General features: G+C 43.1%; 17 protein-coding genes. 12 read left to right on the forward strand and 5 right to left on the reverse strand.

What is annotated here, in order from left to right; translation table 11 throughout:
• Positions 1–8 precede the first annotated feature (8 nt).
• From HGD77_RS04640 to sucD, 7 genes are all read left to right on the forward strand, one after another.
• Positions 9–1,907, forward strand: coding sequence for an FAD-binding protein (locus HGD77_RS04640; protein WP_004279432.1), 1,899 nt, complete (start codon positions 9–11; stop codon positions 1,905–1,907).
• 14 nt (positions 1,908–1,921) lie between these two features.
• Positions 1,922–2,632: a succinate dehydrogenase iron-sulfur subunit gene (locus HGD77_RS04645; protein WP_004279433.1), complete on the forward strand. Its 711-nt coding sequence runs from the start codon at positions 1,922–1,924 to the stop codon at positions 2,630–2,632.
• A gap of 821 nt (positions 2,633–3,453) precedes the next feature.
• Positions 3,454–6,276: a 2-oxoglutarate dehydrogenase E1 component gene (locus HGD77_RS04650; RefSeq protein WP_005096285.1), complete on the forward strand. Its 2,823-nt coding sequence runs from the start codon at positions 3,454–3,456 to the stop codon at positions 6,274–6,276.
• Positions 6,277–6,294: 18 nt separating this feature from the next.
• Positions 6,295–7,509, forward strand: a complete 1,215-nt coding sequence (odhB, locus tag HGD77_RS04655) for a 2-oxoglutarate dehydrogenase complex dihydrolipoyllysine-residue succinyltransferase (protein WP_005171964.1) — start codon at positions 6,295–6,297, stop codon at positions 7,507–7,509.
• Between the two features lie 95 nt (positions 7,510–7,604).
• Complete coding sequence (gene lpdA, locus HGD77_RS04660) at positions 7,605–9,035, forward strand: dihydrolipoyl dehydrogenase (RefSeq protein WP_005096288.1); 1,431 nt, start codon at positions 7,605–7,607, stop codon at positions 9,033–9,035.
• Between the two features lie 172 nt (positions 9,036–9,207).
• Positions 9,208–10,374, forward strand: a complete 1,167-nt coding sequence (gene sucC, locus HGD77_RS04665) for an ADP-forming succinate--CoA ligase subunit beta (protein WP_138743058.1) — start codon at positions 9,208–9,210, stop codon at positions 10,372–10,374.
• Positions 10,375–10,386: 12 nt separating this feature from the next.
• Positions 10,387–11,277 carry a succinate--CoA ligase subunit alpha gene (gene sucD / locus HGD77_RS04670; protein WP_005096290.1) on the forward strand — a complete coding sequence of 297 codons (891 nt, stop codon included), beginning with the start codon at positions 10,387–10,389 and terminating at the stop codon, positions 11,275–11,277.
• A 52-nt stretch (positions 11,278–11,329) separates the two neighbouring features.
• Here sucD and HGD77_RS04675 read toward each other — a convergent pair whose 3' ends face one another.
• From HGD77_RS04675 to HGD77_RS04690, 4 genes are all read right to left on the reverse strand, one after another.
• Positions 11,330–12,634 carry an IS4 family transposase gene (locus tag HGD77_RS04675; protein WP_004282307.1) on the reverse strand — a complete coding sequence of 435 codons (1,305 nt, stop codon included), beginning with the start codon at positions 12,632–12,634 and terminating at the stop codon, positions 11,330–11,332.
• Positions 12,635–12,740: 106 nt separating this feature from the next.
• Entirely contained in the window at positions 12,741–14,447 is a 1,707-nt protein-coding gene (locus tag HGD77_RS04680) for a flotillin family protein (RefSeq protein WP_005096291.1), read from the reverse strand.
• Positions 14,448–14,484: 37 nt separating this feature from the next.
• Complete coding sequence (locus HGD77_RS04685; protein ID WP_005096292.1) at positions 14,485–15,120, reverse strand: YqiJ family protein; 636 nt, start codon at positions 15,118–15,120, stop codon at positions 14,485–14,487.
• Positions 15,121–15,423: 303 nt separating this feature from the next.
• Positions 15,424–15,966: a hypothetical protein gene (locus tag HGD77_RS04690; protein WP_004279459.1), complete on the reverse strand. Its 543-nt coding sequence runs from the start codon at positions 15,964–15,966 to the stop codon at positions 15,424–15,426.
• A 322-nt stretch (positions 15,967–16,288) separates the two neighbouring features.
• Here HGD77_RS04690 and cysD point away from each other — a divergent pair, with 322 nt between their 5' ends.
• The 3 genes from cysD to HGD77_RS04705 all read left to right on the forward strand — a co-directional run bounded on the left by cysD (position 16,289) and on the right by HGD77_RS04705 (position 19,403).
• Positions 16,289–17,203, forward strand: coding sequence for a sulfate adenylyltransferase subunit CysD (gene cysD / locus HGD77_RS04695; protein WP_004730252.1), 915 nt, complete (start codon positions 16,289–16,291; stop codon positions 17,201–17,203).
• A gap of 165 nt (positions 17,204–17,368) precedes the next feature.
• Positions 17,369–18,985, forward strand: a complete 1,617-nt coding sequence (cysN, locus tag HGD77_RS04700) for a sulfate adenylyltransferase subunit CysN (protein WP_004279461.1) — start codon at positions 17,369–17,371, stop codon at positions 18,983–18,985.
• A gap of 145 nt (positions 18,986–19,130) precedes the next feature.
• The gene (locus HGD77_RS04705) at positions 19,131–19,403 is read left to right on the forward strand and encodes a hypothetical protein (RefSeq protein ID WP_138742905.1); all 273 of its coding nucleotides are present in this window, start codon (positions 19,131–19,133) and stop codon (positions 19,401–19,403) included.
• Between the two features lie 69 nt (positions 19,404–19,472).
• On the opposite strand, the gene HGD77_RS04710 is transcribed toward HGD77_RS04705, so the two are convergent.
• Positions 19,473–19,817 (reverse strand): thioredoxin family protein, encoded by a 345-nt coding sequence (locus HGD77_RS04710; protein ID WP_138742904.1) that lies wholly within the window; start codon positions 19,815–19,817, stop codon positions 19,473–19,475.
• Positions 19,818–19,947: 130 nt separating this feature from the next.
• Between HGD77_RS04710 and HGD77_RS04715 the strand changes: the two genes are divergently transcribed.
• Positions 19,948–20,940 carry an NAD(P)H-quinone oxidoreductase gene (locus HGD77_RS04715; protein ID WP_138742903.1) on the forward strand — a complete coding sequence of 331 codons (993 nt, stop codon included), beginning with the start codon at positions 19,948–19,950 and terminating at the stop codon, positions 20,938–20,940.
• A gap of 213 nt (positions 20,941–21,153) precedes the next feature.
• Complete coding sequence (locus HGD77_RS04720) at positions 21,154–21,357, forward strand: hypothetical protein (protein WP_004646307.1); 204 nt, start codon at positions 21,154–21,156, stop codon at positions 21,355–21,357.
• The last annotated feature ends 72 nt before the right edge of the window (positions 21,358–21,429 follow it).

A 21,429-nucleotide genomic window follows, 5' to 3' on the forward strand; every position in this document is an offset into this window, starting at 1 on the left:
AAACAATCATGGGCGCTATAAACCCTAAAGAAGATTACACAAATATTCCGCACGAAACTTTCGATGCTGTCATCGTTGGTGGTGGTGGTTCAGGTATGCGTGCGTCTTACCAACTTGCTCAAGCTGGTTTGAAAGTTGCGGTTCTGACTAAAGTATTCCCAACTCGTTCGCACACTGTTGCAGCGCAGGGTGGTATTGGTGCATCTCTTGGTAACATGCAAGAAGATAACTGGCACTACCACTTCTACGACACTGTAAAAGGTTCGGACTGGTTAGGTGACCAAGATGCAATCGAGTTCATGACTCGTGAAGCGCCTCAAGTGGTTTATGAACTTGAACACCTGGGTATGCCATTCGACCGTAATGCTGATGGTACAATTTACCAACGTCCATTCGGTGGTCACTCAGCAAACTACGGTGAAAAAGCTGTGCCACGTGCATGTGCTGCTGCCGACCGTACCGGTCACGCACTTCTTCACACACTTTATCAAAGCAACGTGAAAATGGGCACTCAGTTCTTCGTAGAATGGATTGCGCTTGACCTGATCCGTAACGAAAAAGGCGACGTTTTAGGTGTTACAGCAATTGATCAGGAAACTGGTAAAATTGCAGTATTCCAAGCAAAAGCTACATTGTTTGCTACTGGTGGTGCTGGTCGTGTTTACCGTGCATCTACAAACGCTTATATCAACACTGGTGACGGTCTTGGTATGGCTGCTCGTGCAGGTATTCCATTACAAGATATGGAATTCTGGCAATTCCACCCAACGGGTGTTGCGGGCGCAGGCGTATTGTTGACTGAAGGTTGTCGTGGTGAAGGTGCAATCCTTCGTAACAAAGACGGCGAACCGTTCATGGAACGTTATGCACCAACTTTGAAAGACTTGGCGCCACGTGACTTCGTATCACGTTCTATGGATCAAGAGATCAAAGAAGGTCGTGGTTGTGGTCCTAAAGGCGATTACATCCTGCTTGATATGACGCACCTAGGTGCGGATACGATCATGAAACGTCTTCCATCTGTATTCGAGATTGGCAAGAAATTCGCGAACGTTGACATCACTAAAGAGCCAATTCCTGTAGTACCAACAATCCATTACCAAATGGGTGGTATTCCAACGAATATTCATGGTCAGGTGGTTGTTCCTGAGTCTCCTGAAACAGAAGCGCTTGTTGCTAACTACAACAAAGACACCGACGTTTACTCTACCAATGCTGAAGGTCGTGACTTTGCTAAGCCAGTAAAAGGTTTCTATGCAATCGGTGAATGTTCATGTGTATCTGTACACGGTGCAAACCGTCTAGGTACGAACTCATTGCTTGACTTGGTTGTATTTGGTAAGGCGGCTGGTCAACATATCATTGAATATGTTACTAAACAGCACGATGGTGAATATGAGCCACTTCCAACAACTGTGCTTCAAGAAACTGTTGAACGTATTCGTAAACTTGACGAATCGACTACAGGTGAGAATGCTCAAGACGTTGCTGATGCAATCCGTGATATCGTTCAAGATCACGCTGGTGTATTCCGTACATCTGCGCTTCTGGACGAAGGTGTGAAGCAGATTCTTGCAATTGAACCGCGCGTACGCAACATTCACTTGAAAGACAAATCTAAAGTATTTAACACTGCACGTATTGAAGCACTTGAAGTTGAGAACTTGTATGAAGTTGCGAAAGCAACGCTTATTTCAGCTGCTGCTCGTAAAGAATGCCGTGGTGCACATACGGTTGTAGACTTTGAAGAGTCTCCAGACCATGCTGAATACCCATATGGTCGTCGTGATGATGAGTGGATGAAGCACACTTTATGGTTCTCTGCAGACAACCGTCTAGAGTATAAGCCAGTTCGTTACCGTCCATTGTCGGTTGACGCGATTCCACCTAAACCACGTACATTCTAATCAGGAGAATTCAGATGAGTAGAGGTACTCGTACATTTCATATCTACCGCTACGATCCTGACAAGGATAAAGCACCGTACATGCAAACTTTTAAGCTGGAACTGACTGACAAGCACCGTATGTTGCTTGACGCACTTCTCGCATTAAAAGTACAGGACGAAACTTTAACGTTCCGTCGTTCATGTCGTGAAGGTATTTGTGGTTCTGATGGCGTGAACATCAATGGTAAAAACGGTTTGGCGTGTCTTTGGAACCTGAACGATTTACCAAATGAAATTACTGTTCGTCCATTGCCTGGTCTTCCTGTAGTGAAAGATCTGGTGGTTGACATGAACCAGTTCTATGATCAGTACAACAAGATCCATCCATTCTTAATCAACAACCAGCCTGCGCCTCCTAAGGAACGTTTACAGTCTCCTGAAGAGCGTGAGCATCTTGATGGTCTATATGAATGTATTCTATGTGCATGCTGTTCAACTTCATGCCCGTCATTCTGGTGGAACCCGGACAAGTTCTTGGGTCCTTCAGCATTGTTGAACGCTTACCGCTTCATTATTGACTCGCGTGATACGGGAACACAAGAGCGTTTGGCTCGTCTAGACGACCCGTTCTCATTGTTCCGTTGTAAAGGCATTATGAACTGTGTATCTGTATGTCCTAAAGGCTTGAACCCCACTAAAGCAATCGGTCACATCCGTAATATGCTTTTAGATATGGCAGGCTAATAGGCTGCTCTTCGCAGTTTAGAAAAAAGCACACCTTCAGGTGTGCTTTTTTTATGCAAACTATTGGAAAAATTAAAAAATCATAGGATAAAAATAAAGATACTATACTTAAAATATATAAAGTTGAGTGAAACAGTCAGGAAAAGGGTAATGGCTTTGAGCGCCATATAAGAAGAACATGTGATTATTTTGGGTATTTATGATTTTTAGATGTAAAACTGACCTGAAAAATAGCAAGAACGATGTTATTATATAACGGAAATTTAAGGAGGGAGTGGATTGAAAGGTTTGCTCTCTTTTTATTTATCGGAAATGCTTAGGACTTAAGTCTACATTGAATCTATTTTTGAGATAAAGCACCATAGGTTAGAGTAAAATATCTGAACTGTATTTAGCCAATTTATGAAAGGTATGTGTCAAAAAAATCAATTGAAAACTTGAGAACATGTTAGCATTTAGCCTATGACTATCTTTAGAAAATGCCATTTCAGGTACATTTTTTAAACATTGCATAACCAGGGACTGGTATATAAAGGTAGGCTTGAGTCGCTTTAGAAAAAATCTTTGTTCCTACTTGTTTTTTTCTAAGTCGATTTGCAAAAAATTGCCCGGTTTCGATCGGGTATTCAATGAGTAATGATACCGCTGAGGGGTGTTATTGTTCATTAAACATATCAAGATTTTCTTGGTGTGGTGATAACGCCTCATGGCTTATGCCTTATGGGGGACTAGTGTCATATTACCAATCTGACGCTAATAATCCTGGGTTTTGCTTAAAAAGCATCCTGAAAATGTTTTTGCAATAGGAAATGGGTCCACAAATGCAAGAAGTTGCTGACGCTCTGCGTCTTGACACTGAACTTAGCGCTGATAGTGCAGCGTATATTGAAGAACTTTATGAGCAGTATTTGACGGCTCCGGATTCAGTAGGTGCTGACTGGCAAGAATACTTCGGTAAATTCCCAAAAGGTGATCAACCACACAGTAATGTACGTGAGCAATTCCTACTTTTAGGTCGTAATTCAAGCCGTATTCAGCCTGTTGTTCAATCAACTGTCAGCTCAGAGCATGAACGTCGCCAAATTGGCGTGTTACAGCTGATTGCTGCATACCGTAATCGTGGTCACCAGAAAGCAAAACTGGATCCATTAGGTTTGGCGAAACGTGAAGTTGTGCCTGATCTAGATCTTGCTGCGCATGGTTTAACTCAGTCGGACCTAGATACGGTATTCAATACTGGCAACCTGGCGATCGGTAAAGAAGAAGCGACTTTGGCTGAGATGGTTCAGGCAATGGAAGCCACTTACTGTGGTTCAATCGGTGCTGAATACATGCACATCGTGGACACCAAAGAGAAACGTTGGATTCAACAACGTCTGGAAAGTGCACGCGGTCAATATGGTTTTAATGCTGAACAAAAGAAACATGTCCTTGAACGTTTAACCGCAGCTGAAGGCCTGGAAAAATATCTAGGTAATAAGTTTGTTGGTGCAAAACGTTTTGGCGTTGAAGGGGGTGAATCATTCATCCCGATGGTTAACGAAATTATTCAGCGTGCAGGTTCTGTTGGCTGTAAAGAAGTTGTAATCGGTATGCCTCACCGTGGCCGTTTAAACCTTCTGGTTAACATCATGGGTAAAAACCCGGCTGACCTGTTTGGTGAGTTTGAAGGTAAATCGATTCACAAGAAAGGTTCTGGTGACGTTAAGTACCATCAAGGCTTCTCTTCAAACGTGATGACCCAAGGTGGCGAAGTTCACTTGGCATTGGCGTTTAACCCGTCACATTTGGAAATCGTTGGCCCTGTGGTTGAGGGTTCGGTACGTGCACGTCAAGTACGTCGTAAAGACATTGGCGGCGATGACGTATTGCCATTAATCGTACATGGTGATGCTGCATTTGCAGGTCAGGGCGTCAACCAGGAAACTTTCCAGATGTCACAAACTCGCGGTTATACCGTGGGTGGTACAGTGCACATTGTGATTAATAACCAGGTGGGTTTCACCACTTCTGATCCACGTGATGCGCGTTCTACAGAATACTGTACTGATATCGCGAAAATGATCCAGGCACCGATCTTCCATGTCAATGGTGATGATCCTGAGGCTGTGGTATTCATTTCACAATTGGCTCATGACTTCCGTCATACTTTCCGTAAAGACGTTGTGATTGACATGTTCTGCTACCGTCGTCGTGGTCATAACGAAGCGGATGAGCCGGCTGCAACTCAACCAATGATGTATCAAGTGATTAGCAAGAAAGCGACCACGCGTACGCTTTATGCGGATCAACTGGTACAACAGGGTGTTCTTGATCGTGCAAATGCAGATCAAATGGTTGAAAATTACCGTGCAGATCTGGAAGCGGGTAATCACGTTGCCAATGCGCTGGTACTTGAACCGAACAAGAAAATGTTTGTGGACTGGACGCCTTACTTGGGTCATGACTACACAGACGAATGGGATACGACTTTCCCGATCGAGCGTCTAAAAGAACTTGGCGCGAAAATGCGCGAACTTCCTGAAGGCTTCGTGATGCAGCGTCAGGTTGCGAAAGTGATCGATGACCGTCTGAAAATGCAAACGGGTGAAATGCCACTGAACTGGGGTGCTGCTGAAACTCTGGCGTATGCAACTGTACTAGATGATGGTTACTTGCTTCGTTTAACCGGTGAAGACGTAGGTCGTGGTACCTTCTCGCACCGTCATGCAAAACTGCATAACCAGGTCGATGGTTCAACTTATCTTCCGCTGTGTAACCTGAAAGAAAACCAGCCGCGTACTGCAATCTATGACTCATTGTTGTCAGAAATGGCGGTATTGGCATTTGAATATGGTTATGCGACGACTCTTCCTAAGAGCTTGATCATTTGGGAAGCGCAATTCGGTGACTTCGCGAACTGTGCACAGGTTGTGATTGACCAGTTCATCTCGTCTGGTGAAACCAAATGGGAACGTGTCTGTGGTTTGACCATGCTTCTTCCACACGGTTTTGAAGGTCAGGGTCCGGAACATTCATCTGCACGTTTAGAGCGTTTCTTACAGCTATGTGCTGAAGACAACATGCAAGTGATCACACCGACCACACCTGCACAGATTTACCATGCTTTACGTCGTCAAGCGATTCGTCCAATCCGTAAGCCATTGATCGTGACTTCACCGAAGTCTCTTCTTCGTCACAAACTTGCAACGTCTACGCTAGAAGAACTTGCAAACGGCAGCTTCCAGACCGTGATTGATGAAGTGGACAACATCAACAAGTCAGATGTAACCCGTCTGGTTCTGTGTGGTGGTAAGGTGTATTACGACCTGATTGAAAAACGTCGTGAAAAAGAATTGAACAATACTGCGATTGTGCGTATTGAACAATTATATCCATACCCAGAAAAACGCCTGACAGAAGTCCTTGCACAATATCCAAATGTGAAAGAACTGGTTTGGGCACAAGAAGAGCCTAAAAACCAAGGTGCTTGGTTGTTCATCGCTCCGCGTCTATATGACGATGTGATGAAAGCGGGTAAACAAGTCCGTATTAGCTACGCTGGCCGTGAAGCATCTGCTGCACCGGCTTGTGGTTCACCATATTTGCATGCAAAACAACAAGCTCAGCTCATCAACGACGCGCTTGCGATCGACGCTGAATAATCCAGGAGATTCTAAGTAATGGCAACCGAAATTAAAGCACCGGTATTCCCAGAGTCAGTTGCGGACGGTACGATCGCAACTTGGCACAAACAACCAGGTGAAGCAGTATCACGTGATGAAGTGATCTGTGATATTGAGACTGATAAAGTTGTTTTAGAAGTTGTTGCTCCTGCAGACGGTACAATTGCCTCTATCATTAAAAATGAAGGCGACACTGTACTTTCAGCTGAAGTCATTGCACAGTTTGAAGAAGGTGCTGTTTCTGGCGCTGCTCAAACTCAAGCAGTTCAGTCTGAAGAGAAAGTTGAACAAGCTGCGGCGAATACTGAAGCAGGTAATTCACCAATCGTTGAACGTCAGCAAGTACAAGACCAAGCGCCAGCAGTGCGTAAAGCATTGACTGAATCTGGTGTTGCAGCAGCTGATGTTGCGGGTACAGGTCGTGGCGGTCGCATCACCAAAGAAGATGTGGCAAACCACCAAGCGAAACCAGCTGCTCCTGCTGCTGCGCCATTAAGCGTTGCTGTGGGCGAACGTATCGAAAAACGTGTTCCAATGACACGTCTTCGTAAGCGTGTTGCTGAACGTTTACTTGCAGCGACTCAAGAAACTGCAATGTTGACCACGTTCAACGAAGTGAACATGAAACCAATCATGGAAATGCGTGCTCAATACAAAGATGCGTTTGAAAAACGTCATGGTGCACGTCTTGGCTTCATGTCATTCTTTGTTAAAGCAGCAACTGAAGCGCTAAAACGCTATCCGGCAGTGAACGCATCAATCGATGGCGATGACATTGTTTATCACGGTTACTATGACATTGGTGTTGCAGTTTCATCTGAGCGTGGTCTGGTGGTTCCTGTACTTCGTGATACAGACCGCATGAACTATGCCGAAGTTGAAAACGGTATTCGTGCATACGCTGCGAAAGCGCGTGATGGCAAATTAGGCATCGAAGACATGACTGGCGGTACATTCACGATTACCAATGGTGGTACTTTCGGTTCATTGTTATCTACTCCGATCTTGAACACGCCACAAACTGCGATTCTGGGTATGCATAAAATCCAGGAACGTCCGATGGCAGTGAATGGTCAAGTAGAAATCTTGCCTATGATGTACCTTGCATTGTCTTATGACCACCGTCTAATCGATGGTAAAGAAGCAGTCGGTTTCCTTGTAACAATCAAAGAATTGTTAGAAGAGCCAGCGCGTCTTATCCTTGATCTGTAATTTATTTATTAAGAATCTTCCCTAATCCCTTTTTAAAAAGAGGGCTTAGGTCTCCCTTTTGAAGGGAGATTAAAGGGGATTATTTGGAGATAAACATGTCTCAATTCGATTTAGTCGTAATTGGTGGTGGCCCGGGCGGCTACGAAGCAGCAATTCGTGCAGCTCAACTTGGTTTCAAAGTTGCGTGTATCGAAAAACGTATTCATAAAGGCAAGCCATCTTTAGGTGGCACCTGCTTAAACGTGGGTTGTATCCCGTCTAAAGCTTTGCTTGATTCTTCTCACCGTTACGAAGATACAGTGCAGCATCTAGATGATCACGGTATTACCACGGGTGAAGTGAAATTTGATCTTGCTAAACTTTTAGCGCGTAAAGACAAAATCGTTGACCAATTGACCATGGGTATTGATGGCTTGCTGAAAGGCAACGGCATCGAATGGTTAAAAGGTACAGGTAAATTACTTGCCGGTAAAAAAGTTGAGTTCGTTTCTCATGAAGGCGAAACTCAAATTTTAGAACCAAAATACGTGATTCTTGCGACTGGTTCTGTGCCAATCAATATCCCATCTGCACCTGTTGATCAAAACATTATTGTTGACTCAACTGGCGCACTTGAATTCCAAGAAGTACCTAAACGATTAGGCGTAATTGGTGCGGGCGTTATCGGTCTTGAATTAGGTTCAGTTTGGCGTCGTCTGGGTGCTGAGGTTGTTGTATTTGAAGCAATGGATGCATTCTTACCAATGGCTGATAAAGCCTTGGCAAAAGACTACCAAAAACTGTTGACTAAGCAAGGTCTTGATATTCGCGTTGGTGCGAAAGTTTCTGGTACTGAAGTGAACGGTTCTGAAGTGACTGTGAAGTACACTCAGGGCGGTGAAGACAAGACTCAAACTTTCGACAAGTTAATCGTATGTGTAGGCCGTCGTGCTTATGCTGAAGGTTTATTGGCGGATGATTGCGGCATTAAACTGACTGAGCGTGGTCTGGTTGAAGTGAACGATTGGTGTGCAACGTCTGTGGACGGCGTATACGCAATTGGTGACTTGGTTCGTGGTCCTATGCTTGCGCATAAAGCCATGGAAGAAGGCGTAATGGCCGTTGAACGTATTCACGGTCATGCCGCTCAAGTCAACTACGACACGATTATTTCTGTCATCTATACCCATCCGGAAGCGGCGTGGGTTGGTTTAACAGAACAGCAAGCCAAAGACAAAGGTCACGAAGTGAAAACCGGTCAATTCGGTTTTGCTGCAAACGGCCGTGCAATGGCTGCTGGCGAAAATGCTGGTTTTGTGAAGTTTGTTGCTGATGCGAAAACAGATCGTCTATTGGGTATGCACGTGATTGGACCTGCTGCGTCTGACATCGTACACCAAGGTATGATTGCACTTGAGTTTGTATCTTCAGTTGAAGATCTACAGTTGATGACTTTTGGTCATCCAACTTTCTCTGAAGTGGTACACGAAGCTGCACTTGCGGTCGATGGTCGTGCGATTCATGCGATTCAACGCAAACGTAAATAAAATTAAAAAAAGAGCGGCTTAGGTCGCTCTTTTTACATTTCATGGTTGTTTTTATGGGAACAATCATCTAAAAATAAAGATAACGATTTTAAGAAATGCTGGTACTGCTTTGACGGACGTCTGGGTACTGGTGGGTTTATAACAAGGCAAAGAAGTAATAAAAGGTTATTGAATGAATTTACATGAGTATCAAGCAAAAGCGCTATTAAAAAAATATGGTATGCCGGTACAGGAAGGGATACTTGCCACCAATGCCGATGAAACGGTACATGCTTTCGAGCAGTTAGGTGGAAAGTTCGCAGTACTGAAAGCTCAGGTGCATGCGGGTGGTCGTGGGAAGGCCGGTGGTGTAAAAGTCGTTAAATCGACTACCGAGGCTGCTGAATATGCCAACCAGATCATCGGTTCAAACCTGGTAACTTATCAGACCGATGCCAATGGTCAGCCGGTAAATAGCATTTTAGTCTCTGAGGATGTTTATCCTGTTGAGCGCGAACTTTATTTGGGTGCGGTGGTCGATCGTTCAACCCGCCGCATTACTTTTATGGCATCGACTGAAGGCGGTGTTGAAATTGAGAAAGTGGCCGAAGAAACCCCTGAAAAAATTATTAAAGTTGAAGTTGATCCTTTAGTGGGGCTCATGCCATTTCAGGCTCGCGAAGTGGCTTTTGCCCTAAAACTCAAAGATGGCCAAATTAATCAATTTGTTAAAGTCATGACTGCTGCTTATCAGGCATTTGTAGACAATGATTTTGCACTTTTTGAAATCAATCCGCTGTCGGTACGTGAAAATGGCGATATTCTGTGTGTGGATGCCAAAATCGGGATTGATTCGAATGCACTGTACCGTTTGCCTGAAGTGGCTGCGCTACGTGATAAGTCTCAGGAAAATGAACGTGAACTCAAAGCATCTGAATTCGATCTGAACTATGTGGCATTGGAAGGGAACATTGGCTGTATGGTGAATGGTGCCGGTCTTGCGATGGCAACCATGGATATTATCAAGCTTTATGGTGGTCAACCTGCTAACTTCCTTGATGTCGGTGGTGGTGCGACCAAAGAGCGCGTGATTGAAGCTTTTAAAATTATTCTGGCAGATCATTCTGTGCAGGGTGTGTTGATTAATATTTTTGGTGGAATTGTACGTTGTGACATGATTGCAGAAGCAATTATTGCGGCGGTTCAGGAAGTAAATGTGACCGTTCCTGTGGTTGTTCGCCTCGAAGGCAACAATGCGGAACTGGGTGCAAAATTACTGGATGAATCAGGTTTGAAATTGATTTCTGCAAATGGTCTTGCTGACGCTGCAGAAAAAATCGTTGCTGCTGTAAAAGCTTAAGGAGTATCAATCATGAGCGTATTAGTGAATAAAGACACCAAAGTATTGGTACAGGGCTTTACAGGAAAAAACGGTACATTTCATTCTGAGCAGGCTTTGGCTTACGGCACCAAAGTTGTCGGTGGTGTAACACCGGGTAAGGGTGGTCAAACCCATCTGGAATTACCAGTATTCAATACCATGCGCGAAGCGGTGAAAGAAACTGGCGCAGATGCTTCGGTGATTTATGTTCCTGCACCATTTGTGCTGGATTCTATTGTTGAAGCGGTTGATTCGGGCATTGAGTTAATTGTGGTGATCACTGAAGGTGTACCGACCATCGACATGCTTAAAGCCAAGCGTTATCTGGAAACCAATGGTAATGGCACGCGTTTAATCGGGCCAAACTGTCCGGGCATTATTACGCCGGGTGAATGTAAGATCGGGATCATGCCGGGTCATATTCATCAGCCGGGTAAAATTGGAATTATCTCGCGCTCAGGGACTTTGACCTATGAAGCCGTAGCGCAGACCACCAAGCTTGGACTGGGTCAGTCTACTTGTATCGGGATCGGGGGAGATCCGATTCCGGGCATGAACCAGATTGACTGCTTGAAACTGTTCCAGGACGATCCTCAGACTGAAGCCATTATTATGATTGGTGAAATTGGTGGTACCGCAGAAGAAGAGGCAGCGGAATATATTCAGGCTCATGTCACCAAGCCTGTGGTCGGTTATATTGCAGGTGTTACCGCACCTAAAGGCAAGCGTATGGGGCATGCGGGTGCAATTATTTCAGGTGGTAAAGGAACTGCTGAAGAAAAATTTGCTGCCTTTGAGCGTGCGGGTATGGCATATACCCGCAGTCCTGCGGAACTTGGTTCAACCATGTTGCAAGTATTGAAAGATAAAGGTTTGGTTTGATTTATAGATTAAACATGCACTAAAAAGCTCCCAGTTGGGTAATGCCAGTCAGTTAAGAAATTGACTGGCATTTTCTTGGATATTTTTGTGCTTTAATTTTCACTACTCGCGGACATTGCCTTTGCCTTTTTTCAGGTAATACAAATATTTTAGATTGTTCAAATAATTGCGCTAAATGTTTGGGTAGGTTTCCTGCTGATTCTAAAGGTGTGTGCCTTAAGATATTGATAATACTCATAGATGCAATATGGAAACTGATCCTTAAAGGACTCACCTTTGCATGTTCAGCGATAAACCTCATCTGTCTTCTTAAGATATTATATGCAATAAATACCCCCCACAATTCTTGATAGACCAAATCAGGTTGTTTGCTTCTTAAAATCCTTGCATCCTGTAAATCACTTTTAATTTCCCGATAACACATTTCTATTTCCCAACGCTGGATATAAAGCATTGCAAGGTCTTTGAATGGATAAACTTTAGAATCTGTTAATGATGTAATGTAACGTCTTATTTTTCCTGCATATTCAACTTCAATTAAACGTGCTTCCCAATAGTCACCCAATGACGGATTTATCTTTTTTGCTCTTGCTGAAACAGGCATTTTGATCTGAAAGTCATGGGCCGCATTATGATGAATCACTTCATAACGCAGGTTGTCCTTTGCTCGCATCAACCAATGACTCTCTTCTGCCTGAGATTGCCAGCTCACTAAAAAATCAGCAGAGAAGTAAGCACGATCAAATAGGGTAATACTGCGAACTGGTGCTTTTAATTGACTGGCTAAGGTTAATTCACCTTGATCCATACTGCCCATTTGGGCATCAATCATTTCATGGGTATTGGTATTCACCAGGCAAGTCGCTCTAACTTGTGGGTAAGGTGCAGCTGCTGTTTTGCCTTTGGATGAACCGAAGTGCTTAAAGTTTTCTTCTGTATGAGGCATAGACCAAACCACACCATCTACAGCACAAACGCATAGACCGTGAAAGTTGCTATATTGTTGTTGTGAGTCTTTAAACCATGCCTGACTTAATGTCGAAAATAAAGCACTCATGGGTTCTAAGCCTAAGCGCTGTCTTGCTTGTACGGATGCACTCGGTACACAGTATTCTGCCGTACCGAAAACAAGTTGCAATTGTTGAACCACATACCAAATCGGCTGATTTCGAAATAGAGCAAGTCCGATTACCAGCCAAACAACATGTTCAGCAGGCAGTTTTCTTTTTCGAATTGATGCTTTACCTGTTTGGTCTAAGCAATCTTCAATCCAGTTTAAATCAATCAATTCACTGAATTGTGAAAGTGAAGGTAGGGTTTGTTTTAATGTTAAATCTAGATTCTGAGATAAATTCATAAAAAAAGAGCGTATTTACATACGCTCTTTTTACAGCATTTTAGCTTTTTTTGCTTAACTGACTGGCATTACCCAGTTGGGAGCTTTTTTATATCTCATTCTATTTTTAAGTTTTAGCTTTCAGACTCTGGGTCATGCCATTAATATCACCACCCTGAATACCAAGTTCATTCATTAGGCTGTCAATTAAGGGTGCTTGGCTGCGATAACGCAGGGCGCTATTTACCACCTGATCTGACAGGGCAACATTGCCATTTTCATGATGTGCATCTGTCTGACAGGAACCGGCATGACTGCCATGCAGGCCATTGACCTGAAGAATCTTGATGTCATCAATATTTTCCATCGGTTTAACACTTTCCCGGATAATTTCAGGCAAGTATTTCAACATGGCTAGGCGAATCTGCATTTCGACCTGTTCAGGTGACAGCACATTATTGGCTTCGTTGACTGCACGGGTACCTTCTGCATCGACCTGATACTGTTTTTCCATCGCCTGAGCCAGTAGAATTTTTGCGTCCGCTTCACCTTTGGCCTTAAGACGAACCTTTTCGGCTTCAGCTTCAGCAGCAATACGTACTGCTTCGGCATCATCTGCTGCGGCTTGTTTTCCGGCTTCAGCGGCAACCGTAATCGCAATTGCATCTTTTTCTGCGTGTTCTTTGGCTGCGACCAGCTCAACCGCTTTTTGACGCTCTGCCTGCTGGATTTGGCGTACAGTGATGACTTCTTCTTCCGCTTTTACCGCTTGAGCACGTGCCTGATCGGCTTGCGCTTTGGCTTCAGATTCGGCGCGAGATTTTTCTGCAATGGCAATGGCACGATCCTGTTCGGCCAGCTCAATAGTTTTCTTTTGTTCGACTTGGGCTTTTTGAATCAGCTGCGCTTTTTGGATATTCTCATTTTCTACATCACGGGCCGCTAAAATACGCTTGAGGTCGACTTCTCGTTCAGCAGCAATTTGTGCTTCTTCTGCTTCACGTTTTTTACCGGCTTCCTGAGCAGAAATTTCAGCCAGTTGCTCGGCACGGCGAATGGCAATTTCGCGTTCCTGTTGCAGCTTGGCATATTCTTCTTCACGAATGATTTGCAGGCGCGCCTGTTCTGCTTCCAGATTTTTAGTTTTGATCGCCAGGTCGGTATCCTGCTCGATATGATTTCGCTTGCGACGACGATCTTCAATGGTTTCAGTGAGCTTGGTCAGGCCTTCAGCATCAAAGGCATTTTGTGGATTGAAATATTTAAATCCAGTTTGATCCAGGCCAGTCAGGGAAACGGTTTCCAGTTCCAGACCATTTTTATGCAAATCTTCTGAAACCACTTGCTGTACTTTTTGTACAAAGTCGACCCGTTTTTCATGCAGTTCTTCCATGGCCATTTCTGCTGCTACTGCACGCAGTGAATCGACAAATTTGCCTTCGACCAGATTTTTTAATTCATTCGGTGACATGGTCTTTTGCCCGAGCGTTTGTGCGGCTGTTGCAATTGAATCAGCAGTAGGTTTGACCCGCACATAGAATTCGGCCATGACGTCCACGCGCATACGGTCACGGGTAATCAGTGCCTGATCATCTGCACGGCGCACTTCAAGACGCAGAGTGTTCATATTGACTTGAATAATTTCATGCAAGACTGGGAGCACGATTGCGCCTCCGCCCAAAATCACTTTTTCACCACCCCAACCGGTACGCACAAAGGAGATTTCTTTACTGGACCGGCGGTATAGACGCGCAATGATGAGACCGAAGGTCACCAGTGCTGCAAAAATAATTCCAGAAATAATTAAAATATTATATAAATCAAAAGTTAACATTGTTATAAAGTCTCAGTTTGGTTCTGGCTGAATAAAATTAGAGTGCAGTGGCTTGAAAGCCATTTTTGGTTTTATGGGTCAGTACGACATTCTGACCTTGATTTAAAATTTGATTGGTTTCTGGTTCGACTAAAACATAATGGGTCTGGCCATGCTGATCCCGGACTTTGGCTTGTGCAGGAGAGTTGACTTTGGCATCACCCAGAATAATGATTGCGGTACGCCCAATAAGCTCGTCACTATAAATGGCAGAAGTTTCATCTTGAGGCATAAGCTTGCTGGCAGCCATGGCAAGCCAGCGCACTATCGGCATACACAGAAACAGACAGGCTGGGGAAATTAGCCATACATTGAAGAGCTGGCTGGTCAGGCGTTCAAATATTCCCTGAATCAATAAGCCACTCAGGCCATAACTGGTCAGAAAAATGATGAGCCAGATAAATAAAGGCAGACGTCCCAGATATAACCAGTCAAATACTTTGGTGAAAAAGCCGGGATGTTGATCTGGATTAATTTCTGGTTGCAGGGGGTCTTCAGGCAAAAACTGTTCTAACATATTCTGCGAGCCGCCACCGAGCAGCAGTAATATGCATTCCAGTGCAGCAAACATCAGCATCAGACTCAGGCTGATACTAAATACGATATTTGACGGATGAGTAAACAGTTCCCACATTTTTTTATCTCTATAATTATGTTTTTAGGAAAAGTGTCTGAAAGTTTTTATTGATATAACGATAACAGTAATTGCTGATTTTGTATGCAAAAAAATAACAAAAAACCTTATAAACAAGGATTGAATATATTGATTATTTAATAATTATTGAACTATTAAAATTAATAATAAACTATAAGTTAACTGGATGTTTGAGCAAGTAATGTCATAACGGCAATAGGAATTTGGCATTCTGTCTAAGCTTGTCTGAGAGTTTGATAGAGATACATCGAACTGAGTATCTCTAAATTTTTCTGTTCAAGTTTAAAGTAGGGCAGTCTGAATCCGGACTTTCATATCTAGAGTCTGTTGCAGAATATAGTGTTGCATCCATTTGACCTGTTCGCCCATAGGATTGACCTTGACTGCAGTATTCAGGAAGTCGAGATCAGGCTGCTTGAAAAGCTGTTGTTGCAAGGTTTGCTCCAAAATCTGACTGTTGGTTGTCAAAGGTAATGCCACTAGATAGAACGCTTTAGGATAATTATAAAAGGCATATAATAAGTTAAAGGCTTTTTGATCACCTTTTAGGTTGCCAGCACCAATTTCGTAAGCTGCGTTCTGGTTGCTATAAGTAACGCCGATTAGAAATTCCCAATGACCTTCTTGCAAACGTAGACCAAACTGTAATCCGATTTGATCCGCGGTCAGCTCGTGTTGCAGATAGATATTTAAAGGCTTGCCATCGTCACTGAAAGGTTCTTGCAAGACCAAAATATTTTGCTGGTGCTGATAAATATAACCAGCAAGCTGGGCCTGTTCCAGACGGGTTTTTACAGTGGCAAGATCAAAAGCACTATAGGGCATAAGCAAAGTATATATAAAGGGAGAATTGAACTTACTCTAGTAATTTTTCAACTATTTGAGAACCACTACTTTAGATTATTTTTCTAGGATTTTATTGGCTTAGCGACAGGTTAATATATACCTCTACCATACAATATCCTCGCTTGAATTGTGCAAATCATTGATTCATAAAAACTGATATTCATTATTGATGAATTTTTATATGAGCTTTTGATATATCAATATCATAAAACAAGCAATGGATAGGATAAGTAAATCATTATAATGAATATAAATTTTCAAAAGTGTCATAAGTACACGTTTTTCTAAGCTGGTGTTGTCCATGTCGTTAAATGAGGAAAGACTTACTCATCTCAAACAGCTTGAAGCTGAGAGTATTCATATCATCCGCGAAGTTGCTGCCGAGTTTGAAAATCCGGTCATGCTGTATTCGATTGGTAAAGATTCAGCGGTCATGCTGCATCTTGCGCTAAAAGCGTTTTACCCAGCAAAACTTCCATTTCCATTATTACATGTCGATACAGGCTGGAAGTTTAAAGACATGATCACTTTCCGGGACAATATGGCGAAAACCCATGGTTTCGATTTGATCGTGCATCAGAATAAAGAAGGGGTTGAGGCAGGTATTAACCCGTTCGACCACGGTAGTTCTAAATATACCGACATCATGAAAACTCAGGGCTTAAAACAGGCCCTGGATAAATACGGTTTTGATGCTGCTTTTGGTGGCGCGCGCCGTGATGAAGAAAAATCACGTGCCAAGGAACGTGTTTATTCATTCCGTGATTCGAAACATCGTTGGGATCCGAAAAACCAACGTCCAGAACTTTGGAATCTTTATAACGGTAAAGTGAACAAGGGCGAAAGTATTCGTGTATTCCCATTATCTAACTGGACTGAGCTGGATATCTGGCAATACATCTATTTAGAGAGTATTCCATTAGTACCACTTTATTTGGCTGCAGAACGTCCTGTGGTTGAACGTAGTGGCACACTTATTATGGTTGATGATGAACGTATGCCTTTAAAAGAAGGTGAAGTTCCACAAATGAAATCGGTACGTTTCCGTACTTTGGGTTGTTATCCATTAACAGGTGCTGTGGAATCTACAGCCAATACCTTGCCGGAAATTATTCAGGAAATGTTGCTGGCAACCAGTTCTGAGCGTCAAGGTCGTATGATTGACCATGATGAAGCAGGCTCGATGGAGAAGAAGAAGCAGGAAGGCTACTTCTAATTTAATCTCCCCCCTTGCGCAGCAATGCTGCTCACCTCTTTAAAAAGAGGGGGAACTCCTAAATCAGAACGGAGATAAAGTCCCTCTTTATTAAAGAGGGATTTAGGGAGATTAAAAAGAGATTCAAAACAACCGATTTCTAAAGAATATGTGGAGCTTTGAGCGATGTCTCATCAATCTGATTTAATCAGCCAAGATATCTTGGGCTATTTAAAACAACATGAAAATAAAGACCTGTTGCGTTTCCTGACTTGCGGTAACGTGGACGATGGTAAATCAACGTTAATTGGTCGTCTGCTGTACGATTCAAAATTGATTTATGAAGATCAATTACAGGCTGTGACCCGTGACTCGAAAAAAGTCGGTACGACAGGTGATGCACCTGACTTGGCACTTCTGGTCGATGGTTTACAAGCAGAGCGTGAGCAAGGCATTACCATTGATGTGGCATATCGTTATTTCTCGACAGAAAAACGTAAATTCATCATCGCGGACACGCCGGGACACGAACAGTACACCCGTAACATGGCAACCGGTGCGTCGACTTGTGACCTTGCGATCATTTTGATTGATGCGCGTTATGGCGTGCAAACCCAGACGCGTCGTCATACCTTTATTGCGAGTTTGCTCGGGATCAAGAACATCATTGTTGCAATCAATAAGATGGACTTGGTGGAATTCTCTGAAACGCGTTTCAATGAAATCCAGGCTGAATATGCGGCATTCGTTGCACAATTGGGCGACCGTAAACCAAGCAATATCATCTTTACGCCTATTTCTGCATTGAATGGCGATAACGTGGTGAACAAGTCAGCCAATACGCCATGGTACACTGGTGAAACGCTGATGGGTACACTTGAATCGGTGGAAATTAACCGTAGTTCAGCGAAGCAGGATTTCCGTTTCCCTGTGCAATACGTGAACCGTCCAAACCTCGACTTCCGTGGTTTCTGCGGTACGATCGCACTTGGCGATATCAATGTTGGCGATACCGTAACAGCATTACCTTCTGGTAAATCATCGACTGTCAAAGAAATTGTCACTTTTGATGGCAATCTTGAGCATGCAGTTGCAGGTCAGGCAGTGACTTTAACGCTTAACGATGAAATTGATATTTCACGTGGTAACGTGTTAATTCGTGCGGATCAAGCTGTTCCAAATATTTCCCGTTCAGTTCAAGCGACTGTTGTGTGGATGGCAGATCAACCACTTGTACTGGGTAAGCTGTACAACATCAAGATTGGTACGCAAACCGTTCCGGCAAAAGTAACGGCAATTCATTACCGTACCAACGTTAACACATTGGAAAAAGTTCAGGTGGATAAACTTGAGCTAAATGCAATCGCCAATGTGACTGTTGAATTTGATGCACCAGTGGTCTTTGACCGTTATCAAGACAGCCGTTTCACCGGTTCGTTTATCTTCATCGATCGTTTGAATAACGTGACGATTGGTGCTGGTATGGTGGAAGAATCAGTTGAATGGTCTGCACACGATGAGCCTGTCACTGCAGAAGCACGTGCGGCACGTTTGGGTCAAAAACCTGCTGCGGTGACTGTATCTGGTAAAGCTTTGGAAAATGCTCAGGCGCTAGAAAGCTTGCTGATTCAGCAAGGGATCGTTGCTATTGCTAAAGCAGGTTTGAATGCGGAGCAGGTTGCACTGGTTCGTGAAACTGGTGTGGTTGTGATTACCGATGCTGCTGAAGGTACAGACACGACTTTAACCGTAGATACAGTTGAAGAACTTGCTGAGAAGATTGTGGAATTGGTTCGTCTTTAAGACTGGACTGATTTGAAGAAACCCGCTGAAAAGCGGGTTTTTTATTGCCTAAATTTTGATTGCATGAAAATCATTCGATTAGTCAAAATGTGATCTTTCAATTTACTAGTCAATTAATACAATACTCCCTAGATTTGGGGAATATATGAAAAAATTAATATTGCTGGCTGGCTTGTGTGTGGCTTTTGGAGCTGAAGCCAAACAGAGCAGCCAAAGCGTTGAAGCAATCAAGCAAAAAATAATCCAGCAGTCGATTGAGAATTATCCGGGAAATTGTCCGTGTCCTTACAATACTGCACGTAATGGTAGTCGTTGTGGTAAGCGTAATGCTTATAATCGTGCAGGCGGATATGCGCCGCTGTGTTATCCGGAAGATGTGAGTGATCGAATGGTAAAGGAATATAAAGGGCGTAGTTAATTAAAGGCTCCGTATTTAGATAGTGAGCTAAAAGAAATATTTTTGTTAGATTTGGCCTCACATGGGTAATTATTCATAAGAATCATTGAGGACTAAGGCCAGAATTGCTTTCATTTCGGTTAAACTTTTCACGCCTGCAATCCTTTTAATAATTTCTCCATTTCTAAAAATAAGCGTAGAAGGCAAACCATAGGCATTATAGCGCAAGGTTAAAATCGGAGACTGATCCACATTGATCTTGCCAAATTTAACTTCAGGATTTACCTCAGCATAGTATGTCGCCAGTTCGGCAAAGATCGGAAAATTCTGAACACAGGGCTTGCACCACTCTGCATAAAAGCGAATCACGGCAAAACCTTCAAACCACTCAAAATCACTGTAATTGTTTTCGTTATATTCGATCACTTGGGTCATGGTTGGCCTATTATCAATTTCCTGAATAGTCCCCCGATTATACATAAGTCCGATGTAGCTTCATTCCTCATGCTAACTATGTTCAAATAAGTCCAAGATATATAAAATGCATAGATTAGGGAAAGAAATCATGTCGCAACAAACCATGCAGCAAGTCATTATTACAGAACCGGGTGGTGACGATAAACTCGCTTATGAAACGGTGACTGTACCTGAACCTAAAGCAGATGAAGTTCTGGTGAAAGTCCATGCCTTTGGTATTAACCGTCCAGATATCTTGCAGCGTCAAGGCTTATATCCGATGCCGAAAGGGGTAACCCCAGTTCCTGGTCTGGAAGTTGCCGGTATTGTTGAAGCTGTGGGTAGCGATGTCACCAAATTTAAAGTGGGTGATCAAGTCTGCGGTCTAACCAATGGCGGCGGTTATGCAGAATATTGCGTGGTGCCAGAAAGCCAGACTTTGAATATCCCTGAAGGCGTAAGTTTTGTACAGGCAGCCGCCATTCCTGAAACCTTCTTTACCGTGTGGGCGAACGTGTTCCAGATGGGTAAGGCCAAAGTAGGGGAAACTGTACTGGTGCATGGTGGAACGAGCGGGATTGGTACGACTGCTTTGATGTTGTGTAAATCACTTGGAATCAAAACCTTTGCAACCGTCGGTTCAGATGAAAAAGTTGCAGCGATTTCTGATTTAACCACGGCTATTAACTATAAAACTCAGGACTTTGAGCAAGTGATTAATGAAGCCACTGACAATGGCGGTGTTGATGTCATTTTAGATATGGTTGGTGCACCTTATTTAGAGCGTAATTTAAATTTGTTGCGCCGTGATGGACGTCTGGTCTATATCGCTTTCTTGGGCGGGGCCAAAGCTAAAGAAGTTAAACTCGGACAAATCATGATGAAACGTCTAACCATTACCGGTTCGACCATGCGTGCACGTAGCACGGCTGAAAAAGCGGAAATTGCACAAGGCCTGAAAGAGCAGATTGCACCGTTATGGGCAAAAGGCGAATGTCTGCCGATGATCTATAAAACGTTTAAATTTGATCAAATTCAGGATGCCCATGCTGCAATGGATACGGGAGAACATGTGGGTAAAGTTGTGGTTGAAATTATTTAATACGAGATAAGTGGTTTAAAAAAGCCAGTAATTTTACTGGCTTTTTTAATTTTGAGTAAAATCTTATTACAAATAAATATATAAAATTTTGAATAAAAATTAAAAAATGTTAACTGTTCGACACAACCTGTCAATTATGACACGTAAATTGCATGTATAGATAATTCCGACCAAATGGTTAAACATTCACATGAATGTGAGAGGGAAAATAAGATGAAAATTATTTCAACAGCATATAGTTCAAAACATAGTTTAAGAGCATTACGACGTATTCATAAAATGATTATTCGCGGAACCATCAGCTGGGTAGAGTTACATAAAATGTATCGGGCGATGCTGCATCTGGAGCGTTATATAGAAAGATTAACAATACAAAATCGTCATTCAAGCAAGAAAGCATCCAGAAAATCCAAATAAGATCTTGTATTTTTAGGGTGAATAAAGGGTCAAGATCTGATGCAAAAAATATCTTAGACTTTGTCCTAATAT

It is taken from the genome of Acinetobacter sp. NEB149, from assembly GCF_012516415.1.
Lineage (GTDB): Bacteria > Pseudomonadota > Gammaproteobacteria > Pseudomonadales > Moraxellaceae > Acinetobacter > Acinetobacter lwoffii_V.